General features: G+C 34.1%; 23 protein-coding genes. 15 read left to right on the forward strand and 8 right to left on the reverse strand.

Annotated features, from left to right (window positions below; genetic code table 11):
- The first annotated feature begins 1 nt into the window (after position 1).
- The 14 genes from HM982_RS15970 to HM982_RS16035 all read left to right on the forward strand — a co-directional run bounded on the left by HM982_RS15970 (position 2) and on the right by HM982_RS16035 (position 12,989).
- Positions 2 to 418 carry a Fur family transcriptional regulator gene (locus HM982_RS15970; RefSeq protein ID WP_179354342.1) on the forward strand — a complete coding sequence of 139 codons (417 nt, stop codon included), beginning with the start codon at positions 2 to 4 and terminating at the stop codon, positions 416 to 418.
- 153 nt (positions 419 to 571) lie between these two features.
- Positions 572 to 1,066 (forward strand): methyltransferase family protein, encoded by a 495-nt coding sequence (locus HM982_RS15975; protein ID WP_226543850.1) that lies wholly within the window; start codon positions 572 to 574, stop codon positions 1,064 to 1,066.
- 31 nt (positions 1,067 to 1,097) lie between these two features.
- Positions 1,098 to 3,050 (forward strand): heavy metal translocating P-type ATPase, encoded by a 1,953-nt coding sequence (locus tag HM982_RS15980; RefSeq protein WP_179354465.1) that lies wholly within the window; start codon positions 1,098 to 1,100, stop codon positions 3,048 to 3,050.
- 459 nt (positions 3,051 to 3,509) lie between these two features.
- Positions 3,510 to 5,306 (forward strand): ParB/RepB/Spo0J family partition protein, encoded by a 1,797-nt coding sequence (locus tag HM982_RS15985; RefSeq protein ID WP_179354343.1) that lies wholly within the window; start codon positions 3,510 to 3,512, stop codon positions 5,304 to 5,306.
- A gap of 258 nt (positions 5,307 to 5,564) precedes the next feature.
- Positions 5,565 to 5,726 carry a hypothetical protein gene (locus HM982_RS15990; RefSeq protein ID WP_179354344.1) on the forward strand — a complete coding sequence of 54 codons (162 nt, stop codon included), beginning with the start codon at positions 5,565 to 5,567 and terminating at the stop codon, positions 5,724 to 5,726.
- 16 nt (positions 5,727 to 5,742) lie between these two features.
- Positions 5,743 to 6,288, forward strand: coding sequence for a hypothetical protein (locus HM982_RS15995; RefSeq protein ID WP_179354345.1), 546 nt, complete (start codon positions 5,743 to 5,745; stop codon positions 6,286 to 6,288).
- A 625-nt stretch (positions 6,289 to 6,913) separates the two neighbouring features.
- Complete coding sequence (locus HM982_RS16000; RefSeq protein ID WP_179354346.1) at positions 6,914 to 7,267, forward strand: single-stranded DNA-binding protein; 354 nt, start codon at positions 6,914 to 6,916, stop codon at positions 7,265 to 7,267.
- Positions 7,268 to 7,344: 77 nt separating this feature from the next.
- The gene (locus HM982_RS16005) at positions 7,345 to 7,725 is read left to right on the forward strand and encodes a DUF6876 family protein (protein ID WP_179354347.1); all 381 of its coding nucleotides are present in this window, start codon (positions 7,345 to 7,347) and stop codon (positions 7,723 to 7,725) included.
- A gap of 60 nt (positions 7,726 to 7,785) precedes the next feature.
- Positions 7,786 to 7,959 carry a hypothetical protein gene (locus HM982_RS16010; RefSeq protein WP_179354348.1) on the forward strand — a complete coding sequence of 58 codons (174 nt, stop codon included), beginning with the start codon at positions 7,786 to 7,788 and terminating at the stop codon, positions 7,957 to 7,959.
- Between the two features lie 397 nt (positions 7,960 to 8,356).
- Positions 8,357 to 8,749 (forward strand): BfmA/BtgA family mobilization protein, encoded by a 393-nt coding sequence (locus HM982_RS16015; protein ID WP_179354349.1) that lies wholly within the window; start codon positions 8,357 to 8,359, stop codon positions 8,747 to 8,749.
- Positions 8,750 to 8,753: 4 nt separating this feature from the next.
- A complete protein-coding gene (mobB, locus tag HM982_RS16020) occupies positions 8,754 to 9,782 on the forward strand; it encodes a MobB family relaxase (RefSeq protein WP_179354350.1) in 1,029 nt (342 codons plus the stop codon).
- A 1-nt stretch (position 9,783) separates the two neighbouring features.
- The gene (locus tag HM982_RS16025) at positions 9,784 to 11,370 is read left to right on the forward strand and encodes a type IV secretory system conjugative DNA transfer family protein (protein ID WP_179354351.1); all 1,587 of its coding nucleotides are present in this window, start codon (positions 9,784 to 9,786) and stop codon (positions 11,368 to 11,370) included.
- Between the two features lie 75 nt (positions 11,371 to 11,445).
- On the forward strand, positions 11,446 to 11,733 hold the full coding sequence (locus HM982_RS16030; protein WP_092470001.1) for a helix-turn-helix domain-containing protein: 288 nt from the start codon (positions 11,446 to 11,448) through the stop codon (positions 11,731 to 11,733).
- A 5-nt stretch (positions 11,734 to 11,738) separates the two neighbouring features.
- Positions 11,739 to 12,989 (forward strand): type II toxin-antitoxin system HipA family toxin, encoded by a 1,251-nt coding sequence (locus HM982_RS16035; protein WP_179354352.1) that lies wholly within the window; start codon positions 11,739 to 11,741, stop codon positions 12,987 to 12,989.
- A gap of 126 nt (positions 12,990 to 13,115) precedes the next feature.
- Here HM982_RS16035 and HM982_RS16040 read toward each other — a convergent pair whose 3' ends face one another.
- The 7 genes from HM982_RS16040 to HM982_RS16070 form a co-directional block, all read right to left on the reverse strand.
- A complete protein-coding gene (locus tag HM982_RS16040; RefSeq protein ID WP_179354353.1) occupies positions 13,116 to 13,949 on the reverse strand; it encodes a DUF4138 domain-containing protein in 834 nt (277 codons plus the stop codon).
- A gap of 30 nt (positions 13,950 to 13,979) precedes the next feature.
- The gene (gene traM, locus HM982_RS16045) at positions 13,980 to 14,906 is read right to left on the reverse strand and encodes a conjugative transposon protein TraM (protein WP_179354354.1); all 927 of its coding nucleotides are present in this window, start codon (positions 14,904 to 14,906) and stop codon (positions 13,980 to 13,982) included.
- A 20-nt stretch (positions 14,907 to 14,926) separates the two neighbouring features.
- Entirely contained in the window at positions 14,927 to 15,541 is a 615-nt protein-coding gene (locus tag HM982_RS16050; protein ID WP_179354355.1) for a conjugal transfer protein TraK, read from the reverse strand.
- A gap of 11 nt (positions 15,542 to 15,552) precedes the next feature.
- Positions 15,553 to 16,395 carry a hypothetical protein gene (locus HM982_RS16055; protein ID WP_179354356.1) on the reverse strand — a complete coding sequence of 281 codons (843 nt, stop codon included), beginning with the start codon at positions 16,393 to 16,395 and terminating at the stop codon, positions 15,553 to 15,555.
- Positions 16,396 to 16,397: 2 nt separating this feature from the next.
- Positions 16,398 to 16,973 carry a conjugal transfer protein gene (locus HM982_RS16060; protein ID WP_449489501.1) on the reverse strand — a complete coding sequence of 192 codons (576 nt, stop codon included), beginning with the start codon at positions 16,971 to 16,973 and terminating at the stop codon, positions 16,398 to 16,400.
- A gap of 67 nt (positions 16,974 to 17,040) precedes the next feature.
- Positions 17,041 to 19,443: a TraG family conjugative transposon ATPase gene (locus tag HM982_RS16065; RefSeq protein ID WP_179354358.1), complete on the reverse strand. Its 2,403-nt coding sequence runs from the start codon at positions 19,441 to 19,443 to the stop codon at positions 17,041 to 17,043.
- A gap of 270 nt (positions 19,444 to 19,713) precedes the next feature.
- Positions 19,714 to 20,001 carry a hypothetical protein gene (locus tag HM982_RS16070; RefSeq protein WP_115812857.1) on the reverse strand — a complete coding sequence of 96 codons (288 nt, stop codon included), beginning with the start codon at positions 19,999 to 20,001 and terminating at the stop codon, positions 19,714 to 19,716.
- 188 nt (positions 20,002 to 20,189) lie between these two features.
- Here HM982_RS16070 and HM982_RS16075 point away from each other — a divergent pair, with 188 nt between their 5' ends.
- Complete coding sequence (locus HM982_RS16075; RefSeq protein WP_179354359.1) at positions 20,190 to 20,843, forward strand: N-acetylmuramoyl-L-alanine amidase family protein; 654 nt, start codon at positions 20,190 to 20,192, stop codon at positions 20,841 to 20,843.
- A 620-nt stretch (positions 20,844 to 21,463) separates the two neighbouring features.
- On the opposite strand, the gene HM982_RS16080 is transcribed toward HM982_RS16075, so the two are convergent.
- Positions 21,464 to 22,444, reverse strand: a complete 981-nt coding sequence (locus HM982_RS16080) for a hypothetical protein (RefSeq protein ID WP_179354360.1) — start codon at positions 22,442 to 22,444, stop codon at positions 21,464 to 21,466.
- Positions 22,445 to 22,710 lie beyond the last annotated feature (266 nt).

The raw sequence follows: 22,710 nt of genomic DNA on the forward strand, positions 1-22,710 counted from the left end.
TATGAAAACAATAGAACAATTTTTAGAGTCAAAAAACATACGAGTAACGGCAATGCGTTTATTAATTTATAAGTTCCTTGCAGAAAAACAAGTTGCAGTTACATTGAGCGATATAGAAAATGCCTTTGAGAAAGCAGATAGAACAACGTTGTACAGAACCATTAAAACATTTGAAGAAAAAGCTATCGTTCATCAAATAGACGATGGCACAGGAATTAATAAATATGCTTTGTGTGAAAAGGGTTGTAATTGCGAGATTGAAACCGATTTGCATTTGCATTTTCATTGTAATAACTGTAATGAAACCATTTGTTTAACAGAACATAAAATCCCTCAAATTAAAGTGCCTGACGGTTTTGTTTCAGAAAATGTAAACTTGGTAGTAAAAGGGATTTGTGATAAGTGTAGTGGTCAATAAATGCACTTCCATTGCATAGATATTTAAAGCATTTTTGTTGTAAATAATCAAAATAAAAAATCGATGTTGCTATTTAGTTTTCAAGTCGTTTACTTTTTGCTCGTATTTGTCGTAAGGTCATTGTTGTTAAAAAGTAAAACAGGCATTAATCCATTGACCTTTAATAAAGCTGATGATGCTCATGGTTTTAATGGAAAGGTATTTACTGCTATAACGTTTATTGAGTTGATTATTGTTGGTATTTACGCTTTTAAGATTGAGTGGTATAAATACTTACTTCCTTTTTGGTATATAGAAAATGAAATTTTATCTATAATTGGTTGGGGATTTTTAATTATTTCTCTAATCGTAGTTTGGATTGCTCAATCACATATGGCTAATTCGTGGAGAATTGGAATTGATGAAAAAAATAAGACAAAACTTGTAACTAAAGGATTATTTTCAATTTCCAGAAACCCAATCTTTCTAGGAATTATGATTGCGAATATGGGATTGTTTTTGGTCATTCCAAATGCTTTTACACTATTGATAATTTCATTATCAACTATAAGTATAAATACACAAATTAGGTTAGAAGAAGAATTTTTGAAAAGAGAGTTTGGAAAGGATTATTTTGAGTATGCAAAAAAAGTGAGAAGGTGGATATAAACAATTTTAAATTTGAAGTATTAAATTAATGATGAAAAAAAAGAAACTTAACTTAAAAGATATCAAACCAAATTCTGAAAAAGAACACAGTCACGATGATGGTCACGACCATAGTGGTCAACCCAATAATTTTAAAGCATATATACCTGCAGTTATAAGTTTTACAATGCTTATAATTGGAATAGCATTGGATTATTTTGATGTTGGTTTTTTTAAAGATTGGCTACGTATTATTTGGTATGCAATTGCTTATTTGCCTGTTGGGTTTCCTGTTGTAAAAGAAGGCTGGGAAAGTATCAAAAAAGGCGACGTTTTCACAGAATTTTTCTTGATGTCGATAGCCACAATTGGTGCATTTATTATTGGCGAATATCCTGAAGGCGTTGCAGTAATGTTGTTTTATGCAGTTGGCGAATTATTTCAAAACGCAGCAGTCAACAGAGCGAAATCTAACATTAAGGCATTGCTCGACGTAAGGCCAAATGAGGCTTTAGTATATCGCAATGATGATTACACTTCTGTAAGCCCAGAAATGGTTGAAATTGGAGAAAAAGTTCAAGTACGCGTAGGAGAAAAAGTTCCCTTGGATGGTATTCTACTTTCCGAAAAAGGTTCGTTTAACACAGCTGCTTTGACTGGCGAAAGCAAACCTGATACGATTGCAAAAGGCGAAAAAGTATTTGCAGGCAGTATTAATATGGATGGTGTTATAGAAATTGAAACCACAAAAGAATTTAAGGATAGTTCAATTGCTCGAATTCTCGATATGGTACAGAATGCCACAGCGAGAAAATCTAAAACCGAATTGTTCATTAGAAAATTTGCACGAGTTTATACACCTATCGTAGTGTTTTTGGCTATTGCTGTTACATTTTTACCATACTTTTTTGTAGATGATTATGTGTTTAGAGATTGGTTATATCGTGCCTTAATATTTTTGGTTATATCCTGTCCATGTGCTTTGGTTATATCCATTCCGTTGGGTTACTTCGGCGGATTAGGAGCAGCTTCAAAAAATGGAATTTTGTTCAAAGGAGCTTCGTTTTTAGATGCAATGACCAAAATTAACACGTTGGTAATGGATAAAACTGGAACTGTTACCAAAGGCGTTTTTAAAATTAAAAAAGTAAAGGCTATTGGTTGGGAAGAATCTGATTTTATGAAGTACTTAATGGCTATGGAACAGCAATCCACACATCCTATCGCAAAAGCCATAATGGAGTATAAGGAAGACGGAGAAGATTTTGAAGCTAAAGACGTTTCTGAAATCGCAGGTAAAGGTTTAAAAGGGGTTGTAAATGGTAAAACAATTTTAGTTGGAAACAAAGCCTTAATGCTTGCCAATAATATAGATGTTCCAACTGAAACTGATTCTATTGTAGAATCCATAGTATTAGTAGCAATAGATAATAAGTTCGCTGGTTATGTTGTGATAGCAGACGAATTAAAAGAGGATGCAAAAGAAACAATTACAGCATTGCACAAAGTAGGTATTAAAAACATTATGATGCTCTCAGGCGATAAAGATTCTATTACCCAACAAGTAGCAAGAGAGTTAGGAATTGAAAATGCCAAAGGAGGTTTGCTACCAGAAGATAAATTAAATGAAGTTGAAATTTTAAAACAGAACACTAATAATAAGATTGCTTTTATTGGAGATGGGATTAATGACGCACCAGTTTTAGCAGCAAGCGATGTAGGAATCGCAATGGGCGGATTAGGTAGTGATGTAGCGATTGAAACAGCAGATGTTATTATTCAAACTGACCAACCTTCAAAAGTGGTCAGAGCAATTAAAATAGGTCGTTCCACCCGAAAAATAGTTTGGCAAAACATTGGTTTAGCATTTGGAGTAAAAGTAATAGTTCTGATTTTGGGAGCAGGTGGTTTGGCTACAATGTGGGAAGCGGTATTTGCTGATGTAGGTGTAGCTTTATTAGCCATTTTGAATGCTGTGAGGTTGCAGAAGATGCAATGGAAATAATAAAATTAATAAATAGAATAAATTTTTATATATTTAATTCTAACCTCTGCTTTTGCAGGGGTTATTTAGTTTGAATAATACTGAAATAAGCTCACTCAGCACATTTCCCTACATTTCGTTGCTCTACATTCCAAGAAAAGAGCTTCACTATCAAAGGTCTTGGACACAATTCCAAGGTTTTAGATTTCCACTTCGCTTAATCCTGCCTAATCCCAAAACTTTGGGAGCAGGAACGCTATATTCCCAATATAAAACTTTGAAATAACGTCCGCTTAATAGGGAGAGATATCTATATCAATATTGGTACAAAGATAAACTCGCAAAATATTATCATCAAAAGACTACGGCATAAAGCCAACGCTTCGTCCACAACTCATTTATTCCGTTTCCTTTTGAGCAGAAATTTTGTCTTCCGTTTGGGTTCTGCAAAAATATTGTTTAATCTAAAATTTAAGTATTATGACAACAAAAGCAAGTACTGTAAGCAAAAACGGAGAGGCAACAGCCACCGTTAAAAATGAAGTCAAGAAGAAATTGACACAAAGCGCCAATGGACTTCAAGTTCAAGAGCTAAGTATCGGCAGGATTATTCCAGACTCGATGCAACCAAGAAAGTCCTTTAACGAGGAAGCTCTTAAGCAATTGTCTGAAAGCATCGAAGAGCATGGTGTTCTGCAACCTATAACAGTCCGAAAATCTGGAAAAGATTACATCATCGTAATGGGCGAGCGTAGGTATCGCGCAAGCAAATTGGCAAAGAGGAAGACAATTCCGAGTATCGTAAGGGAATATGCTAATAATGATGTTCTGGAAATTCAAATTATCGAAAATCTGCAAAGACAAGATGTTGAACCTACCGAAGAAGCCGAAGCGGTAGTATTCCTAAGCGAAAAATATTCGCCAACAGAGATTTCAAAACGGTTGGGAAGAACAGAAAACTTTGTAAGGCAACGTTTAAAATTAGCCGGTCTAATTGAAGGTTTTAAAGTGTTTGTTCGTAATGGCGAAATGACTATTTCGTTAGGAGTAGGTGTGGCACTTTTCGAGCCAGAAGAACAGCAAATGATGCTGGAAACAATGGGAGAGGATTTTAGTTCACATCAAATTAATCAGATGATTAAAAACCAGACTTACGATTTGGAGAAAGCACCTTTCGATGTGGTCGATGAAAAATTAATTACCAAAGTTGGTGCCTGTACAACATGTCCGTTCAACGCAATGAATCAAGGCAATTTGTTTGGCGATGGTAAAATGGTGTGTACAAAATCAGCATGTTATGAAACGAAGAAAAGTAAGTCGTTTTTGAACTTGATTGAAAAATCGAAGAAAGAGAATGTGTTGTTGATTCCTGAAATTCGCAAATACTGGGCGGATGACGACAACAATCAGCTTATTATATCGCAATTGGAACAAAACGGATTGAAAGTTTACCTTCTGGATGATGTTGAAATAATCGAAGAGCCAATTGAGCCTACAATAGAAGTAATTAAGACAGAATACCAACATTACGACTATTCTGAAGAGGAGCTAAAAACTGAACTAGAAGAAGCGATTGAGAATTACAAGGAAGAGTTGGAAACATATAATTCCGCAAAGGAAAATGGATTTGTAGATGGTGTTATGTTTCATCCAAAAACGTACCTAAATAAAGTAATTTTTGTGAAGATAAAAGAAGATTCAAAAACGGAAAATTCTACATATTCTGAGCCGATAGCCAATAGAAAAATGGCCGATTGTACACCAGAAGAACAAATCGTGAAAATCAACGAAAGGGAAATCCGTAAAAGACACATTGAGCATAACAAGCAGTTTGAGGATATGGTTCAGATGATTCGTCAAACCGATTATATTGAAAAGAAGAAAGCGCTTTCGGTAGATGAGATGGTGGCTTTCTCATTAACCTTATTTGAAAATAATGTGGACTATGTAGGTCGACAAAAACACTTTTCAAAATTATTAGGCAACACATCCAAGATGACTGATGTGGAAACTGTCGAGAATTTCAAAAAGAATTTCAAAAAGGAAACCTTTTATAAGTTGATTCGGTACATTCTTACCAAGCAAGTACATTTTGGCGAAAGCAATCACGTTAATAACCTGACAAACATTTCATTCTACAATGCGATGCAAGGGTATTATAAAACCAAAATTGCCAATATTGAAAAGGAATATGTAGAAGAGAGAAACAAGCGTGAAACACGTTTGAAAGAGCGAATAGGAAATCTTGAAAAGAAAATTCAGGAATTAAACGATTAGCTTTTGTTGTTGGAAGTAAGGGTCAGCATTCGTGCTGGCTCTTATTTTTTTATATAGTCGTTCATGAAAATGGGTAAGTAGAAAGTATTCAATCAATATCAGCGCAAAGGTAAACTCGTAAAATACACCCGTCAAAAGACTACGGCATAAAGCCTACCCATCATCCAACGCTTATTTATTCCGTTTCCTTTTGAGCTGTGATTTTAGCTTCCGTTTAGGTACTGCTCAAATATTGTTTAATCAAAAAATCTTAGAATTATGAAACAAGTATCCGAAAAACCCGACATGACATTACAAGAAGCAGAAGAACATTATCAATTAAGTAGTGAAAATTACGATGTCGATAGTGGAGAAAGTCATTTAGCTTATTACAGAGAAAAGCATCCTGTGAATTATCAAGTATTATTAGATAGCGTTTAATTTAAAATCTTACATCATGGAAAATTTAAAAGTAGTTCAGTTCGATTTCGGTTTTGAATGTAAGCCGATATCAGCAAAAGAAAAAGTAGTAAAACCAACTAAAAAGGATAAGAGTGATTTCGTTTTCGATTTTATGGATTGTCTTGCAAGTCCAATTATTGTTTTTAAATCCGCATGGCAAGATACCATACCAAAAGACATACTTGGAAGGATAAAATTATCAAGAATCATTTGCTCAATGACACATGAAAAAATGGCATCACTTACAGAGGCTTTAGCTTACATAATGCCAAGAACTTATGAAGCACCTATGCAAACAGAATGGGTAAATATTTATACATGGCTAGGGCTTCAATATGCAATGCAGTCTAGAAACAATGGACAATTAGAAGCTATGACTGAAATAGCACCAAAAGAACTGTCTGATTATGAAATGGGTATGTTGAATAATCTTAGAAAATGGATTTACGATAAACGACGAAAAGCTCTAAAAGACATTTTGAAAAAGAATAAAGTGTCAAAAGAAGATGGTATTCTAGATATTCAAGAGAAACTATTTTAAAAATAAATATTCAATTTACGAGGGGAATTTATTTTACTATCCCATTCAGCACATTTCCTTCCATTCCGTAAAAACTACATTCCAGAAAAAGAACTTCATTATCAAAGTCTTGGACCTAATCCACACTTTTGACTTTCCATTACGTTAACCCTTTCCGCTTCTCTGGAAAGGAACACTACATTCCAAGTAAAAAGCGTGAATCAAGTCCGCTAAATAAGGAAAAATATATTTGCATTTTGTTCCACTTCCTATGATTTTGTATTTCACAAAGAATTTAGAATCACTTCCGTAATCCAACACCGTCATACCTTTTTTTGACAGCAAAATAACAACATTCAGCTTTGAACGACAGCATAATCAGGCTCGTGCCTCGCACTTTTTATATGTCTAAACAAAGCTGAATATCGAAAGCACTAAGCAACAAAAAGAAGGTAACAGCGTCGGCTCTATGGGAAGTAAATCTAAAATGAATCTTATGAAATCTTACAAAATCAATAAAAAGGAAGCGGAACAAAAGTTAAAAAAACAAAAAAAGGAAAACGCTCTGGATATAATAAGTAAATCAATAACAAAGCCTTTCTGAATGGTTCAGATAGGTCAATATTAATCTTTAAATTTTTTAATTATGAGCACTCTAAGAAACAAAGTACAGTTAATTGGCAACGTAGGAAACGAGCCAGAAATCACAAACCTTGAAAGCGGAAAGAAAGTTGCAAAATTTTCAATCGCAACCAATGAATCTTACAAAGATTCTAAGGGAGAGAAAGTAACAAACACCCAATGGCACAATATTGTAGCATGGGGAAAAATTGCCGAAATCGTTGAAAAATATGTAGGCAAAGGAAAAGAGGTAGCATTAGAGGGTAAACTAACCTCACGCTCTTATGAAACCAAAGAGGGAGAAAAAAGATATGTTACCGAAGTGGTCGTAGATGAAATCTTGCTTTTGGGAATTAAAGGCGATGGCGCTACGGAATAGTTGAAAATTAAAAGAGAGCGTTCCTGTGGAAAGATGCGCTCTCTTTTTCATTATTAATCTTATTAAATAGAATTACAATGAATGATAAAGTTAACAAAATAAAAACCGATTTGCAACATTTTTGTGGTACAGAAATGTTCTTTAAAATTCCATTAATTGGAACGCGTTTTACTGATGGATTAAAATATTTAGCCAACGAAGCGGAATGCTTTTGGCTGATTACTGATGCATCCGTAATTGCAAAAAGTTTATCGAATAGAAGTGAATTTATTACCATCGATTTTAAACGACTTTCTGAAAAGGAACAGTTTGAAAAGCAATGCGAAGCCATCATTAATTATAGTGATGGAAATGATAAAATTTTTGAAACGCACCGATATAATGTAACCGATTTTCCTTTGGATGAATTGCGATTATTTTTTGTAAATAATACGCTGATGCTTCCAAGTGAATATTGAATTTTTGAGATATGATTTATATTAAATTTTTGAGATATGATTTATATTAAATTTCAAGATTTGAGTTCGGAAAAGCAAGAGGAACTTTTACAAGTTTCAAGAGAACACGTTACATATCTTTATGGAGATTCCATTAAAAAGTATGTTGACGAAACTGGCGCAGATTATGATAGCCTGATAGACGAAGAAATGATTAAAAATTTATACACTTATAGTTATGTTTTTAATATTTAGAAGATTTATAATTGAATTATTAACCCAGGACCTCTAATTATTTAGAGGTTTTTTTTTGTCATGTTATTTTATATTCTGCAACAAAAAGAGCCATTCCTTAAAGATACTTTTAAACTTCAAGAATAACACTCTTAAAAAATCGAATTACAATTAGCAATCGTTAAAAAGCCATTACATTTTTGGATGAAATGGTATTTTTTTTGTCCAGCGAGCTGGACGAAAAGGAATAGCAAGAGGGTAACATGCTAGCGCGATGTTTCAATTTTTAGTTTTTCCAAAACACTAATAAAATCAATAGTTTATAGCAATTGATTGTTTTGGTTTTTGAAGTTTTACCATCGTTTTTCACGGAAAAAAGCTGTTAGCCCAATAAGAACAACAAATTTTTCAAGGAAATATGGATAAAGGATATGAAAAAGAACGCTTTGAAAGCCTAAGTATTAAAACTTCAGTGGCTCAAAAATTTAATGAATTTTGTAAAAAAATGTCGCGCTCAAAATCAATGACACTTTTAATGATGCTCGACTTTTTTGAAACTAATGGGATATCTCCAAACGAAACTTTAGGACCGAATATGAAAACCTTAGAAAGTCAAATCAAGAAACGAATCAATGCGGTAATCGCCATCATAAAAGACATTGAAAAGCACCATGACAAACCTACAACTGCTATGTTACAATCCTTGTTTATGGAATTTGAGTCAGCAGAAAAGAAACGCATTTTGGAAAAAGAACTCAAACAAAAGAACGTTCGGTTTGTAGAAAAAAAAGAGTCTAATAATCACTTATAAAAATATGTATATCACCATCACAGCTCAAAAATTAGGGGGCGATTATTCGCAAAGTTCTGCGGATTTTGTTGCATACCTAGAGAAAGAAAATCAAGGCTTGGCGCAAGACGATGTCGAGCACTTTTTTAACCAATATGGAGATGAAATAGAAGCTAAAGAAGTCGTGAAAGACATTGATGGTAATACAGCAAAACTCAAAAAGAAAGAACCGAAATTTTATTCTATTACCATAAATCCGAGTCCATCAGAGTTACGAAACTTACAAAATAATACTGAAGATTTAAAAAGATATACTAGAGCTCTAATGACTGATTATGCAAAGTCCTTCAATCGTGAAATTAATGGTAAACCAATAACTGTCGACAACATAAAATATTTTGCTAAAATTGAACACCAACGTAAATTTAAAGGTACAGATAAACAAGTAAGAGAGAACCAACCATTTGCTACAAAAATATTGCAGTTAAAACAGGCTATTCGAAAAATTGAGCAAGGTCAATTAGAAGGTAATACGAAACATATGAAATCCGATATACTTAAATTGGAGGCTGATGCACCGCATCAACAGAATGGAAAACGAATTGTTCAAGGCATGAAAAAAGCGGGTAATCAAAGTCATGTTCATATTGTAGTAAGTAGAAAAGATGCTTCAAATTCTGTGAGTTTGTCTCCTGGATCTAAATACAAAGCGTCGGAAGTTATGATGAACGGAAAATTAGTGAAACGAGGATTTGATAGAGATGCCTTTTTTACAAAAGCAGAAAGCACTTTTGATAAAACGTTTGGCTACAAACGGAACTATGTGGCATCCTATAAATCGAAAAAAGATTTTATTAAAAATCCGAAGCTCTACTTTACAACATTATTGGGACTGCCTGCAAGTGAAAAAGCGATTGCTTTTAAGATGTTGTCGAAATCTGGTGTGCCTATGGCTAGTATTCCAACAAATCAAGTACAGTTAGCGCTCAAAACCATTAGGTATTTAAAACGTGGTGTGGAGGTGGCAATTAAATCAAGTTCCATTGGTATATAGCATGGACATAAGGGGAATTATAGCTGTTATTGGAGTGATATTTGGAATGAGCTTGTTATTTTATAGCCTTTTCAAAATAACTAAATATGCCTTTTTTATGAATCTTATTTGGACTGTAATTTGTTTAGGGCTACTTTTTAATTTCAGCTACTACGAAAAGCAATGGTATATAATGTTGCTTCTTATAGGCTGTATACTCTTGCTTATAAACACCGTTTTATATGTGTTTCTTCACAAGGAAAAATATAATTTTGATGCTAAGCACCAGGTTTATTTTAAAACTAAACGTGGTAGTTTTAAAATTAATAATATCAAACGAGGCGCTTCAATAATCGGTTCTGCAGGAAGTGGGAAAACAGAGAGTGTCGTTTTTAATTTTCTTCAGCATTTTAGCAACTACAAATTTTCGGGTGTCATCCACGATTATAAAAACTTTGAAATTACAGAAATGGCATTTCCTTTATTTGAAAAAAAACAAATTGATTTTAAAGTGATTTCATTCGATACTATTTTTGATCGCGTGAATCCAATTGCACCTCGATATATGATTAATGAGGAAAGCGTCAACGAAGTGGCACGAGTACTAATTGAAAACTTATTAGAACAAAGAGAGTCGGGGAGTATAGGTACAACCAAGTTCTTTAATGATGCTGCTGAAGGACTAATCGGTGGACTGATTTGGAAATTACGTACCTCCTATCCACACCTGTGTACATTGCCCCACTTAATAGCAATGTATCAATTTTTAGATACCGATAGTTTAATCGCATTTTTAAATTCTAATACAACATCTAGAGCGATGGCGGATGCTTTTATTAGTGGTAAGGATTCTGATAGGCAAACCGCAGGTGTAAAAAGTACCTTGGCTAATGCGCTTAAAAAAATAAGTACACAACGTATTTTTATGATCCTATCTGCAGATGATGTTCCTCTTAATATTAATACGCAAGAGCAACCGCTTGTGATTTCAGTCGTTAATACTCCAAAATATGAGACTGCGTATTCGCCAATTATCGCCACTATAGTGCATACCATCACAAAGCAAATGAGCGTGCGAAATTCAAACCCTTCATTTTTACTCATGGAAGAAGCTCCTACAATTCGGTTACTAAATATGCACCGCATTCCTGCGACGTTACGAAGTTATGATATTGCCACGATTTACGTGATGCAAGACAAAATTCAAAACGATATGATGTATGGAGATAAGGCTAGTAAAGCCATTTTGAGTAATTTATCGTATCAGTTCTTTGGTAAGGTAAATGATCCAGACACCGCGAAATATTATGAACGCTTTTTTGAAATTGTAAAAAAAGAAACTACTAGTGTTAATCGTGGTCATAATCTCAATTTTGACACCCGAATTACCACAGGGGAACGTGAAGTGGCCAAAATTAGAGCTGATGTGTTTTTTAGACTAAAAGAAGGCGAATTTATTACGTTCGCTGATGGAAAGGATAGAAAAGTTCAATTTAAATTGCCTAGAATTGAAAAACGATTACCTGGAAGGTCACGGGATTATTCTGAGGCTGACTTACAAGCTAATTTTGATAGGATTTATGAAGAGGTACAATCAATTTTTAAGTGATTAGAAATAAAGTGTATCGATTATTGTCGCTTATTTGTAGCGATATGTCTATATTTGTTTTAAATAAGCGACAAAATGAATTCTAAGAAAACCATTCTTCTTCCTAAATATCAGAAGATTTTTGAACAGATAGGCGAGAATATAAAGCTGGCAAGAAAAAGAAGGAAGTTAACAACAGAGCAGGTTTCTGAACGTGCAGGTATTCACAGAGCAACGCTTTATCGTATAGAAAAAGGAGACCCAGCTGTAGCTATAGGGCACTATTTTAATGTGTTTAGAGTGTTGAATCTTCAAGACGATTTTCTTAAGCTCGCTGTCGATGATGAGTTTGGACGAAAATTACAGGATCTTGATTTATTATAAGCAAAATGGCTAAAGGAAAATTTGACATATACGTATTTGCAGATTGGGATGGTTTAGAAACTCCAACCCTCGTTGGTGTGCTTTCTGCGCATTTTGCGAAAGGTAAAAAGGCCTTTAGTTTTGAGTATGGTAAAGATTGGCTAAAGACCGATGCGCAGCGATTATTAGATCCTGATATCCTGTTCTATTCGGGACCGCAATATCCCAATAACAAGGAGAATTTTGGGATTTTTTTGGATAGTATGCCAGACACTTGGGGGAAGACCTTAATGAAGCGTAGGGCGGCGCAAGAGGCTAGGGCAAAGAATGAAAAAGCAAGTGCCCTCTATGAAATTGATTATCTTCTTGGAGTTTATGATGAGAGTCGAATGGGAGCCCTGCGCTTTAAAACGAAAATAGATGGTCCTTTTTTAGATAATGACAACCAAAATCCAACACCTCCTTGGTCTTCACTTGGTGAACTTCAAGAGGCTGTAAATCAATTAGAAAGTGATGATTATAGTGATGCTATAAGAAAATGGATCGCCGTTTTGATAGCGCCTGGATCTTCTCTCGGTGGCGCAAGACCAAAGGCGAATATTCTGGATGCCAAGAAGAATCTTTGGATTGCAAAATTTCCATCAAAGACCGATACCGTTGATAAAGCCGCTTGGGAGTTTTTAGCATATCAATTAGCGACTGCTGCAGGAATTCAAATGGCAGATTCTAAAATAGAAAAGATTAGTGGTGAATACCACACTTTTCTAACGAGACGTTTTGATAGAAAAAATAGAAAACGTATTCACTTCGCGTCTGCAATGACGATGACAGGAAACACAGAAGATATTCTCAAAGATTCTGCACCAAGTTATCTTGAAATTGTTGAATTTATAGAGAATTATGGTGCCGATGTAGACGCTAATTTACATCAACTTTGGCGTCGAATCGTATTCAATATTGCGATTTCTAATACGGATGATCATATGCGTAATCATGGATTTCTATTAACGGCTAAAGGTTGGATTTTATCACCAGCGTACGATTTAAATCCTTCAATAGAAAAAGAAGGATTGTCTTTGAATATAGATATGGACGATAATGCTCTAAGCTTTGACCTTGCTAAAAGTGCTGGCGCGTATTTTAGGTTAAATGATACAGAAATGAATGGCATACTTACTGACGTGTTAACCGTAGTTAAAGATTGGAAGGCAGTGGCAAAGGACATCGGAATTAAAAACTCGGAAATAGCGCTAATGTCTGCGGCTTTTAGGAAATAAGTGTATCCAAATTAGGAGGTGCAAATATTTACTCTATGTTTAAAAATTGTAACTCTTATGTTTTTTGGATACAAAAAAGGTCAAAAATCTTCCAATGGGAGCATAGCGGTGCCTTTCATTACCGTATTAATTGGGGTTATTGATATATCTATGCGATACTTTAAGTTCTATATTTCGTTCGCCATGTTTCTCGTTCAATTCTAAAATAACTCTTCGATCCTTCGATAGTGAAAATTTATGCATAGCATATATAAATCTTACCGTTTCATTGGCGGCAATTTTAGAAGGCAGATGATGTTTAAAAATAGGCTCTTGATATAAACGTTGTAATGATTTCTTTTTACCTTTTTGTCGCGTTTCAATGGAAAGTTTTAAGAAGTTTAAATCATAATCTAAAGTAGAATTATTCCGAATTTGAATAACGAAGTAAAGCGCTTCTTTATCAAAAACTATATTTTCAAGACTCAGAATCACACGACTATGTCGCTTTGTAAAATAACCAAAGTGTTGTTTTAAATCTAGTAAATATGAACAGAATTTTTGATAATAATAAGTGTCGTGTTCAATACTTTTTTCAGAAGTTTCAGTTTGAATAGAATCTTTAACTTTTGGTTTTTCATTCCCAATACTAGAGGCTAGTGGAATAAAATAATTAAGCTTAGGAAGCTGTGCTTTATATTTTACAATATAGGAAAATATGGAACCGTTGTTGTTAATGACTAATAGATTGCTTTCTTTGCCTTGTTTGGCTTGTAATAAACCGAAGTACTGTTCTTTATCACGATTGTAGGTAAATACAAAATTATCTGAACCTGTGATGCCTTGGCGGATAGGTTCTGGGAAAAAGAGAGCCACATTTTTGGTGTCGTTGGCGTAAATAGTGTCAAGTGTTGTTGATGTTTGGGCTCCCATAAAAGCGGAAGTGATAATAAGGGTTAGAATGCTCATATACGTTTTCATAAGAGTGTGTTTTAAATGCCCATTGTGAGCTCATAATTTTGGTTTTAAAATAAGTTTATAATTGTTCAGTACGGTAACCTTCACATTTCGATTACTACGTTTCAATACTTTTGTAATGCCACCGACCTGTGGAACTGTTGGAATATTGATATCTCCTATAACATCGTCCAGAACTTCACTGGTCGCTTCGGCTCTGAAGTTGTTTTCCACATAAATACCTTCACTGCCATCTTGTAAATCGAAAGCTTTGAGTTTTGTGGGTTGATGATTGACGTTTTCAATTTCAATTAAAGCACGATTGGGCTGAAAGCTTATAAAGCCAAATAAAAGTGTGTTCTTAGGCATTTGCTTTCCATTGACCATTGCAGCTTGAGTAAGTCGCATTCGCAATCGCGTATTTGCTTTTACAATTTGGTCTCCATCAACAACGGCGTAAATTGTGGTATCTGTATGATCAACAATTGAAAGTGTATTGGGTGTTGGGGCAGCCGCAAAAAATAGTTGATGTTCCAGGCCCAATTCTTTAGCTTGTATTTTTAACTCCCTAATTATTTCTGAAGAATCAATGGCTATAGGGGGGGGCGTTTTAACTTTACGGCCATAGTTTTGATGTGTTAATTCTGAATATTGAATTTTTCCAGCGGCGTAAATACTATCTACAATGCGTTTTTTATTGCGTTCTGGTAGTTCTGGATCGTAATATCCCATGGAGTCCATTAATTTTTCATCATAGATACTAGGAGCGTTGGTTTCGCGTACTTCTTTTAAATCATTAAGCGCATCTAATTTAGAATCATATGTTTTCTGGTTGTCTTCTAAATCAGGAATCAACGTCTGTTCAAGGCTGTCCTTTTCATTGTCATCATCTCCCATGAGCATTAGGCTATAAGAAATAAGGAATATGAACACAATGGCTAATACTGTTATAAATACTATTTTGTTCTTTTCTACTTTCATTTGCGGATTTTTTTAGTGACTCAATTTTTAGCGTTTAGCTTTTTTAAGGTGTTCTCAAAATAATTGGTAATCAGAAGACCATGTGGATTGTTTGGGAAGTTCCGGTCAACGCTAATTAAATTCCCTGTGGAAACCAATTCATAGGTATCGACAATAGAGCCTCGATTAATTTCAAAAATGGTAGTTGTAGTAAACGTATATGAGCCATTGTGTTCCTTTAATTCTGAAGTAATTTGTAGTACTTTCTGAACTAAGGAATATTGTAATAATCGGTTATAAACACCGTCTGCTTTTTTTTGCCGATACAAATTATCTACAGAACTATTGCCTAACCAAAGCGCCTTTTCCAGATTTTTTTCATAATTGCTGGCATCAATATTATAGAAGTAGTTATGAAACAGTTCTAAATGTGCCAAAGCTTCCACTTTAAAATTTTCTTTTTGTTTAACGAGTTTCAACGGAATAATGCTACCATCTGTATTGATGGCAAAAACACTATCCAAGGCGTTTTTATGGGTCTTAAATACGACCCAAACGGAAAAAGTGCTCGATAGTAAGGCGCAAATAACCACGGCTAAAACAATAAATCGATTGAGCTTTAATACGCTATAGATGTTTTTGTAGGGTGTTTTCATATAGAGATGGATTAGCTGGTAAATAGTCTTAACGTAAATGATGTGGCGCGCTTATAGAGTTTAAATTTTAAGAAAACTATAAAGCCAACGGTGCCTAATTCTACAACGGGTGCAAAAAAGCCTTGACCAAAATCGGTCCCAAATAAGTTGGTCCAGAAATTGGTGTTTAATTCCGTATAGATCGCATTGATAAATACATTGACTAAGAAGAAAGCAGGAACTAACATATAGACGGCTGCATAGAGTTTAAAAAAGGTATAGGCAAGTGAACGGAACTTTTCAAAGACGGCGAGACTTATAACCAAAGGAAAAAAGGCTTGCATAATTCCTAATAGAAAGAAGCGTTCTGCTAAAAACAGAGGGTAGATAAATAGATCCAAAATCCAAAGCATGGTGCTTAGTATAAAGGCTAAGAGCTTGAATCCATAGAGTGGTGTAAATAAAGCTTCATAAAGTAGGGTCATTGCCATACTTGCAGCATCTAATAAGCCTACATCTTCTTCAAGTGGTAAATCTTGTAGTTGTAATGGTAATAACGCAGGTGCAGTCCCTCTATATTGCCCCTCAATGGCTACTAATATGCCATCAAAAAAACCTAACACCTGCGTTGAGAAAATAACCAAGAGCACAACAGCAAAATTCTTTGCGAGCTCACCAGGACTTAATCCCCAAGAATACCCATCTTTATCTGCAATACCTTCATTGTATTTTTTTAGAATATTGATCAAGAAAAACAAAACCGCTAGCGTTTTCATTCCTGCAATAGTGTATTGCGAGAAGCTGCTGTTTTGTATGGTTTGAAAAATCGTATCGATATACTCAAGTCCAATTCCTAAAAGAATCGCTGCGGTCATTTCTAAAAGTTTGTTTCGCGATTATTAACTTTGTCTTGCATTTTTCTAAAGGAAATAATAGCGCTGTAGCGCTTCGTTTTTATCGTGATGTTCACAACCATTGCTTTAGATTCTTGTTCCTTCTTTCTGAGAACTTCAGCACGTTCTGCATCCGTCATTTTTAGATGGTCACTCGATAGGACTTCGTCAATAAAATCTACGGTATCTAAAGCGTTTTGAACGATAGCATCAAAGGATTCTGCAATTCGAGTTACTTCTTCAGGTTGTATATAAGGTGAGTTCAAAATGTCCTGTAAATCAGTTTGCATCACTTGAATTAGACGCTGATTGTTTTGTGCAATTTCCTCAACCGCTCGGAGTTGTTGTACCACACTAGATACTTTTTCTATCGCTTCTTTAGCGTCTTTCAAAAATTGCACAGACTTAATCAATTGCGCAGTTTGTTTGCCCGATTCTACCAATTGCTTTACAAGACTAACAAAATTGGTGTTGTCATAGGTGGGCATGCCTTGGGCAGTAGCCCTGTCAGGGCATAAAAGAATAATACTTAAGATGCCCCCCAAAACTAATGTTTTGATTTTTGTTTTACCGAGAGCAAGTCTATGGCTTAAGTGTTCGAGAATTTTGTTTGATAATTTCATAATATTATAGTTTTGATGTGAATTCTTTAATTGCCATTTCCATATTTTGGCTTTTTTCATACATGGCCATTATAGCTTCATTTTCTTGTCCATCAGTTAAGTAAGCGGCATAGACTTCCTTCGGGACCTCGAGCCTGAAAATGTTGCTTTCCTTTCCGATTTTGATGAACATTTCTGTGTACTTCCGGGATCCAGAAAGATTGTTTTTAATGGATTTTAATTGGTTTAAATCATGGCTCGATAGGTTGAGTCTTTTTACAAGTTCTTCATAACCTTTTTCATTATTCAGACTATAGATAACTTGGGTGTTTTCTAAAATACTTGCTGAGGTTGCATTGTCTGGAAGTTGATTAATGGATTGTAGGATGATCCCAATAGCTCCATTTTGTTTTCGTATCGCTTGATAGTAAAATTCAACACTTTCTAAGACATTGTCAAACTTCAATTGTTTCGCGAACTCATCGAATAAAATGATGCCTTTTTCGGCTCTGTTTTTCCATATGGTTCTTTGGATCGCCGATTTAATTAACTTCAACATTACCGACAAAATTTCCTTATTGTCTTTCACTTCATCCAGTTCAAAAACAATTAAGCGTTTATCTTCGATTTTATACGTCTGATCTTCGCTTACTTCAAATAGAAAACTATATAGACCATCGCCAACATACTCAGACATAACGTGCAAAAAGCTGGTCACATTAAAGTAGTCGGGATGGATTTTTAAGCGACTCAGAAGATCGTTCTGGTGCTTTTCTATATAATTGTAGAAGTCTTCGAGCGAATGCTGTTTAGATGTATGACGATAGTAATGACGCAATATTTTCTTAACCGAAACCGATTGTGCTTTGGTGACTTTTATATCGGAAGCAAACAGTTCAAATAGAAATACCGATAAATCCTCTAAGCGTTCTGGAGTCAGATCTTTGACCTCGCTGATATAAAAGGGATTGATCCCTAAGTTTTGTCCGCTTTCATAACGCAATACGGTATACTTATCAGGATAGAGTTTGGCAAATTTGGTATAAGAACCCCCCAAATCAATGATGACTAATCGTACACCACTTTCAAAATATTGCCGTAAGATGTTATTAGCTAAAAATGATTTGCCTTCACCTGTGGGAGCGAAAATGGCGAAATTCCGAGCTTTGATGCGCTTCTTTTTTTCATCCCAAACATCTTTTAACACCGGAATGTTATGTTCTCTATCGTTAAAAATAATGCCAGTTTTATCGGATTTGTAATTGGTGTTATTAATGAACAGACAAAGCCCGTGTTTCAAATCGGTAACGTACAAATCGTTGTTTGAGAAATTGGATGAAAAGCAACAGTAACTGTTCAGGATATAATTTTTGCGCTCTTCACCTCTTGGATAATAAGGAATGATATCCAATTCCTTAAATTCAGTCTTAATTTGTGAGGTGATCTTATCTAAAGTTTTAGCGTCTTTTGACCAATAGATAATATTGAGATGACCACGAATGATTCGTGAATTATCATCGGCATTAATTTGATCTAAAATGTGTTGAATTTTTCCTAGAACGACTTTGTTTTGTGAACCAAAATTGGAACTCTTATTAAGTTCCTCGATTTTCTTATCCAATAGCTTACGCCACTTTTGCTTGTCGTCCAGATAAAGAATCTGGTTGACAATGTGATTCTCGTTAAGTGTAAGTCCTATACCATCAATAAATCCTTGATGAAATACAAAATCGTCCGAAGTAAATTTCTCATTGGTTTTGCTACTTTGTACATGGTCTCCAAAGCATAATTCACTGTTGACGGCAAGTGCATCAAAATGGTTTTCGCCGATGGTGACGTTTTTCTTTTCCAATAAAATGTCCGTGTCGACCCCCTCGTTGAAACCATTGAAATATTGACGTGTTAATTGTTGAATAGCTTCTGGTGGTAGTGGACGAAATTCCATTTTACGACTGTTGTTGATAAAGGAAACGGAATCGTTTACGGCGTTGGCGAAGCTTTTAATATTTTCATCTAGTTCTTGTGCAATGCCTTTTGAAATTGTTTTGAAAGGGTTGACATATTTAGGATGGTTTAGAGCCTTGTTCTTGGTTAAGATGAAGAACAAATAACAGTGGTGTGTTATATGCTCACGACCTTTAAAATGCGCGTGTGTGGCTTTTTCGAGAAAGGTGGTGTTTGGAAGCGGTTCTGAGTGATAGTTTTTTTTAAGATAAATGTCTTGTTTATGGACCACGGTGCCAATAGGTAAGGATTTTAACGCCTGAAACCATGCACCATGTATATCTTCAAAATCCTTTTCAGATAAGGAATAGATTTCTGGCAGATGCCCCTCATAGCACAACACTACATTACCATTGTTGGCAAATACCATATGGTCTTTAATAGCGACAATGGGTTGATATTTTGAAAGGTTAATTGTGTTCATAATTTAAAACAGAAATTCTTTTGTTACTTATAAGTTTTGGAAAGGCTTTTGTCATCTGAAAAAGCTGTGGATGGTTTGTGATCCGTGTTAGAGCCACATATAAGCTGGCATTAAAAAACATCAGACCAATTATAATCCCAAAGCTGAATGAGAAAATGATGATTAATAATGAGGCTAGAATAACCACCATCATTAAGGCAAATAGAGCAATGGGCAATCCAAAAATGGCTGCCCGTTTTCTTATGTTCTTATAGACTTCAAACCGTTTCATTAGACAACGATGCCTATGAGGTAAGTAAAGATGCCTACCACTGCACCTGCAATCAATACAAATACGAGAACTCGGGTAATGCCTTTTTTAAGATCTGCGTTTTCTCCAAAGAAATGACCAGCGTTAAAGAGAAATCCAATTAAAAAAATGACTCCCAAAATGATGGGAAATATGGTTCTTATGGTATCTGAAACATCATTAACGGAGTCTTCAATACCACCAATCTGAGCAAAGCTTGTGGCTGTTGTCAGTAAAAATGTGAATAGCGTAAACATTAATTTTTTCATAAGTGCTAGATTTAGCCATTTATCGATGGGATCTAAATGGCAGGTTTTGATTAATACGTTATGAAATCTATTACGAAATGAAGCTGACGGAAGAAAATCTCTAAATTTTAACGTTAAGTGGTGTTAAACTTTTGAAGATTGTTAAGGAAGTGGTTGATTTCTTGAATATTGTGTAATCTAAAATGATTATGATGTATACGTTAAATCAAATTATAGTATTACTACTCTGCCTGGTTTTTTTTAATCTTTCTTATACGCAGAATGAGAAAGACCAAGAAAATAAACCCATTATTGTAATAGATCCAGGACACGGTGGAAGAGATCCAGGAGCTATGACCGCACAAGGTATTAAGGAAAAAGATATCGTTTTAGCAATCGCTTCTAAAATGGTAGTTCTCAATGATACGTTATTTGAGAATCCGTTGAGGTTATTTCTCACACGGTATACAGACACCTTAATAGCCCTTCGAGATAGAACTCTTTTGGCAAAAACACTAAAAGCGGATATTTTTATTTCAATCCATTGCAATAAAGCTATAAATACAACCGCAGCTGGAACAGACGTTTTTGTTTATCCTAAAAGTGAAGCGCAGGCATCAGCATCTACTTATTTAGGGCTTACAGTACAGAAAGGATTGACAGATGTTCTTGGTATTAAAAATCGAGGATTGAAATATGGAAACTTTCAGGTATTACGAGATAATGATAGTAATGCGTCAATACTATTAGAGTTAGGATTTTTATCTAAATCCGACGAGGCTATTTACTTAACTAAAGAAAAGTCTCAGAATGCTATTGCTTTGGTTATACTTCAAGCTATTATTAAAAGCCTAAGACTATGAGTGAGTTTATAATTGCTCTTGTGAAAAGTTTGAAGGAAATTATAGTAGAATTATTTAATGCTCTATTTAGAAAAGAATGATTGTCGGTGGCATTGGCATATTAATTTTTTTGAGGACTTTTAGTTTGCATTTCAAAAATAAGGTTTATAACATAAAATGATCTAAGAAAAACCAATATCGTCGATACTAGACAAACTAAATTTAAATATAAACCAATTGAATTATATATAGCGTTAAGTATGACACTAATTCCTAAAGTCAGGAATGAAATCATTAGCAAATAGATTACACCATTTTTTAAAATTGTAATTGATTTAGAATATAAATTTGACGATAAAAAAACTTTAAAGTTATTTTCATATGTAACAGGAGAATTTTTGTTCTTATCGTTATTAATAATAGAATTTGATTTGAGAGTTAGAAGAATAGTTAACATTGTCAATATAAATCCTGAAATTGTGATTCCAATGGAAGGAATCATTTGTGAATTGCTATCAAATTCAAATTTGTAATAACTATTCTTTTCAATTAATAAGGCACCAAGTATTATAGCAATATTGATTATAACATCGAATATCAAAGGTCTTTTATAGTAGATATCTAATATCTTTATAAACATGTTATTTACTGGATTTATAATCTAAGTATTTACTATTTATCTCTTCAAATAGAAATTTGGTATCTAAAAGACCTTTTTTTCCATCTTTTAGAGGGCAATCGCACTCTAAAAAAACCTTACCTCTAATAAGGCTGAAATCATTGCTATTCCCATCTGAATCTTCGTATTCAATGAAAAAGTCATCAATATCTTCAATGACTTTGGTGTTGTTAAGAACAGCATTTAATATTTTTTTTGATGTGCTCATCATTTTGTGATTTGTTGAACTAGTCAGATTTTTGCCACTTTGATCTTTAAAAGATAAATCAACTCTAATTGATTTCGGGTCAACTGTATTTCCTAATGATTGCATATTAGAAATAAAAGCGTCATCAATATTTCTATAAAGTGACGGAAGATTTTCAGGTTTAGCCTTAAACTTAAATCTAAAAATGTCCTGCATTGATTCGAGTACATGCTCAACTGATTTTTCCATATGTATTTTAGCCTTACAAGCTTTAGAAATAAACAAGTGCTTCCTTGAGGAGATAGTTCTAAAGTAAAATTCTATATCTGAAATTTTTGGACCAAGATTGTTATATTCACAAATGATGGTAGGGAAATTATTTTTATCCATGTCAACATAGAAATTAGTAGTTTCCACAAGTTCTTTATTTCTTAGATTTATGTTAGATGAAATTGTAAGTTTTTCTTTGTCTAGAAATGAAGGAGCTTTGTCTCTTAATAAATTAATTTTACATTTAAACATCTTATCTTTATGAGAATAGGCAGCTGAAGATATAAATAACTTTCTTGATTCCGCTTTGTCTCTTGATTCATGTCTGTCAATAATTATAAATCTTCTGTTTTCAGTCTTTTCGTCGTTTATTTTTCTAATACATGACTTAAAAATAGTAAAACTTCCTAACTTCCCAGATTGTTCTTTATAAGCCTGAAACTCTAAATCAAATACATGAAACTTAACATCTAGACTCTCTGCCATAAATATTTTATTTAATCTTTTATGTAATTTTATTTATTTCTTATAAAATTAAAGCATAAGTTGCTTGTTATTTATTTTATACTACTAGCAATTTAGTAAATATTTGCAAACTACTAACTTTAAATATCTTTTAAAATCCAATAACAAGGGTTTTTAAAATTTCCCCAAAACCAAAGGTAGCTCACTAGCAGCCAAATTTTTATTAAATACAGATTTATAAATTGACCTTTGTGGATGTTTTTCTGGCCACATCGCTTAGCGATTTA

It is taken from the genome of Winogradskyella vidalii, assembly GCF_013403955.1.
Classification (GTDB): domain Bacteria; phylum Bacteroidota; class Bacteroidia; order Flavobacteriales; family Flavobacteriaceae; genus Winogradskyella; species Winogradskyella vidalii.

What these genes read in the sequence shown, in the direction of transcription:
- HM982_RS16065 (WP_179354358.1), bottom strand. Translation starts at nt 19,443, where the DNA reads ATGAACACAATTAACCTTTCAAAATATCAACCCATTGTCGCTATTAAA.
- traM (WP_179354354.1), bottom strand. Translation starts at nt 14,906, where the DNA reads ATGAAAGTAGAAAAGAACAAAATAGTATTTATAACAGTATTAGCCATT.
- HM982_RS16005 (WP_179354347.1), top strand. Translation starts at nt 7,345, where the DNA reads ATGAATGATAAAGTTAACAAAATAAAAACCGATTTGCAACATTTTTGT.
- HM982_RS16035 (WP_179354352.1), top strand. Translation starts at nt 11,739, where the DNA reads ATGGCTAAAGGAAAATTTGACATATACGTATTTGCAGATTGGGATGGT.
- HM982_RS15990 (WP_179354344.1), top strand. Translation starts at nt 5,565, where the DNA reads ATGAAACAAGTATCCGAAAAACCCGACATGACATTACAAGAAGCAGAA.
- HM982_RS15985 (WP_179354343.1), top strand. Translation starts at nt 3,510, where the DNA reads ATGACAACAAAAGCAAGTACTGTAAGCAAAAACGGAGAGGCAACAGCC.
- HM982_RS16040 (WP_179354353.1), bottom strand. Translation starts at nt 13,949, where the DNA reads ATGAAAACGTATATGAGCATTCTAACCCTTATTATCACTTCCGCTTTT.
- HM982_RS16075 (WP_179354359.1), top strand. Translation starts at nt 20,190, where the DNA reads ATGATGTATACGTTAAATCAAATTATAGTATTACTACTCTGCCTGGTT.
- HM982_RS16070 (WP_115812857.1), bottom strand. Translation starts at nt 20,001, where the DNA reads ATGAAAAAATTAATGTTTACGCTATTCACATTTTTACTGACAACAGCC.
- HM982_RS16055 (WP_179354356.1), bottom strand. Translation starts at nt 16,395, where the DNA reads ATGACCGCAGCGATTCTTTTAGGAATTGGACTTGAGTATATCGATACG.
- HM982_RS15970 (WP_179354342.1), top strand. Translation starts at nt 2, where the DNA reads ATGAAAACAATAGAACAATTTTTAGAGTCAAAAAACATACGAGTAACG.
- HM982_RS16025 (WP_179354351.1), top strand. Translation starts at nt 9,784, where the DNA reads ATGGACATAAGGGGAATTATAGCTGTTATTGGAGTGATATTTGGAATG.
- mobB (WP_179354350.1), top strand. Translation starts at nt 8,754, where the DNA reads ATGTATATCACCATCACAGCTCAAAAATTAGGGGGCGATTATTCGCAA.
- HM982_RS16050 (WP_179354355.1), bottom strand. Translation starts at nt 15,541, where the DNA reads ATGAAAACACCCTACAAAAACATCTATAGCGTATTAAAGCTCAATCGA.
- HM982_RS16015 (WP_179354349.1), top strand. Translation starts at nt 8,357, where the DNA reads ATGGATAAAGGATATGAAAAAGAACGCTTTGAAAGCCTAAGTATTAAA.
- HM982_RS15995 (WP_179354345.1), top strand. Translation starts at nt 5,743, where the DNA reads ATGGAAAATTTAAAAGTAGTTCAGTTCGATTTCGGTTTTGAATGTAAG.
- HM982_RS16080 (WP_179354360.1), bottom strand. Translation starts at nt 22,444, where the DNA reads ATGGCAGAGAGTCTAGATGTTAAGTTTCATGTATTTGATTTAGAGTTT.
- HM982_RS16030 (WP_092470001.1), top strand. Translation starts at nt 11,446, where the DNA reads ATGAATTCTAAGAAAACCATTCTTCTTCCTAAATATCAGAAGATTTTT.
- HM982_RS15980 (WP_179354465.1), top strand. Translation starts at nt 1,098, where the DNA reads ATGAAAAAAAAGAAACTTAACTTAAAAGATATCAAACCAAATTCTGAA.
- HM982_RS16000 (WP_179354346.1), top strand. Translation starts at nt 6,914, where the DNA reads ATGAGCACTCTAAGAAACAAAGTACAGTTAATTGGCAACGTAGGAAAC.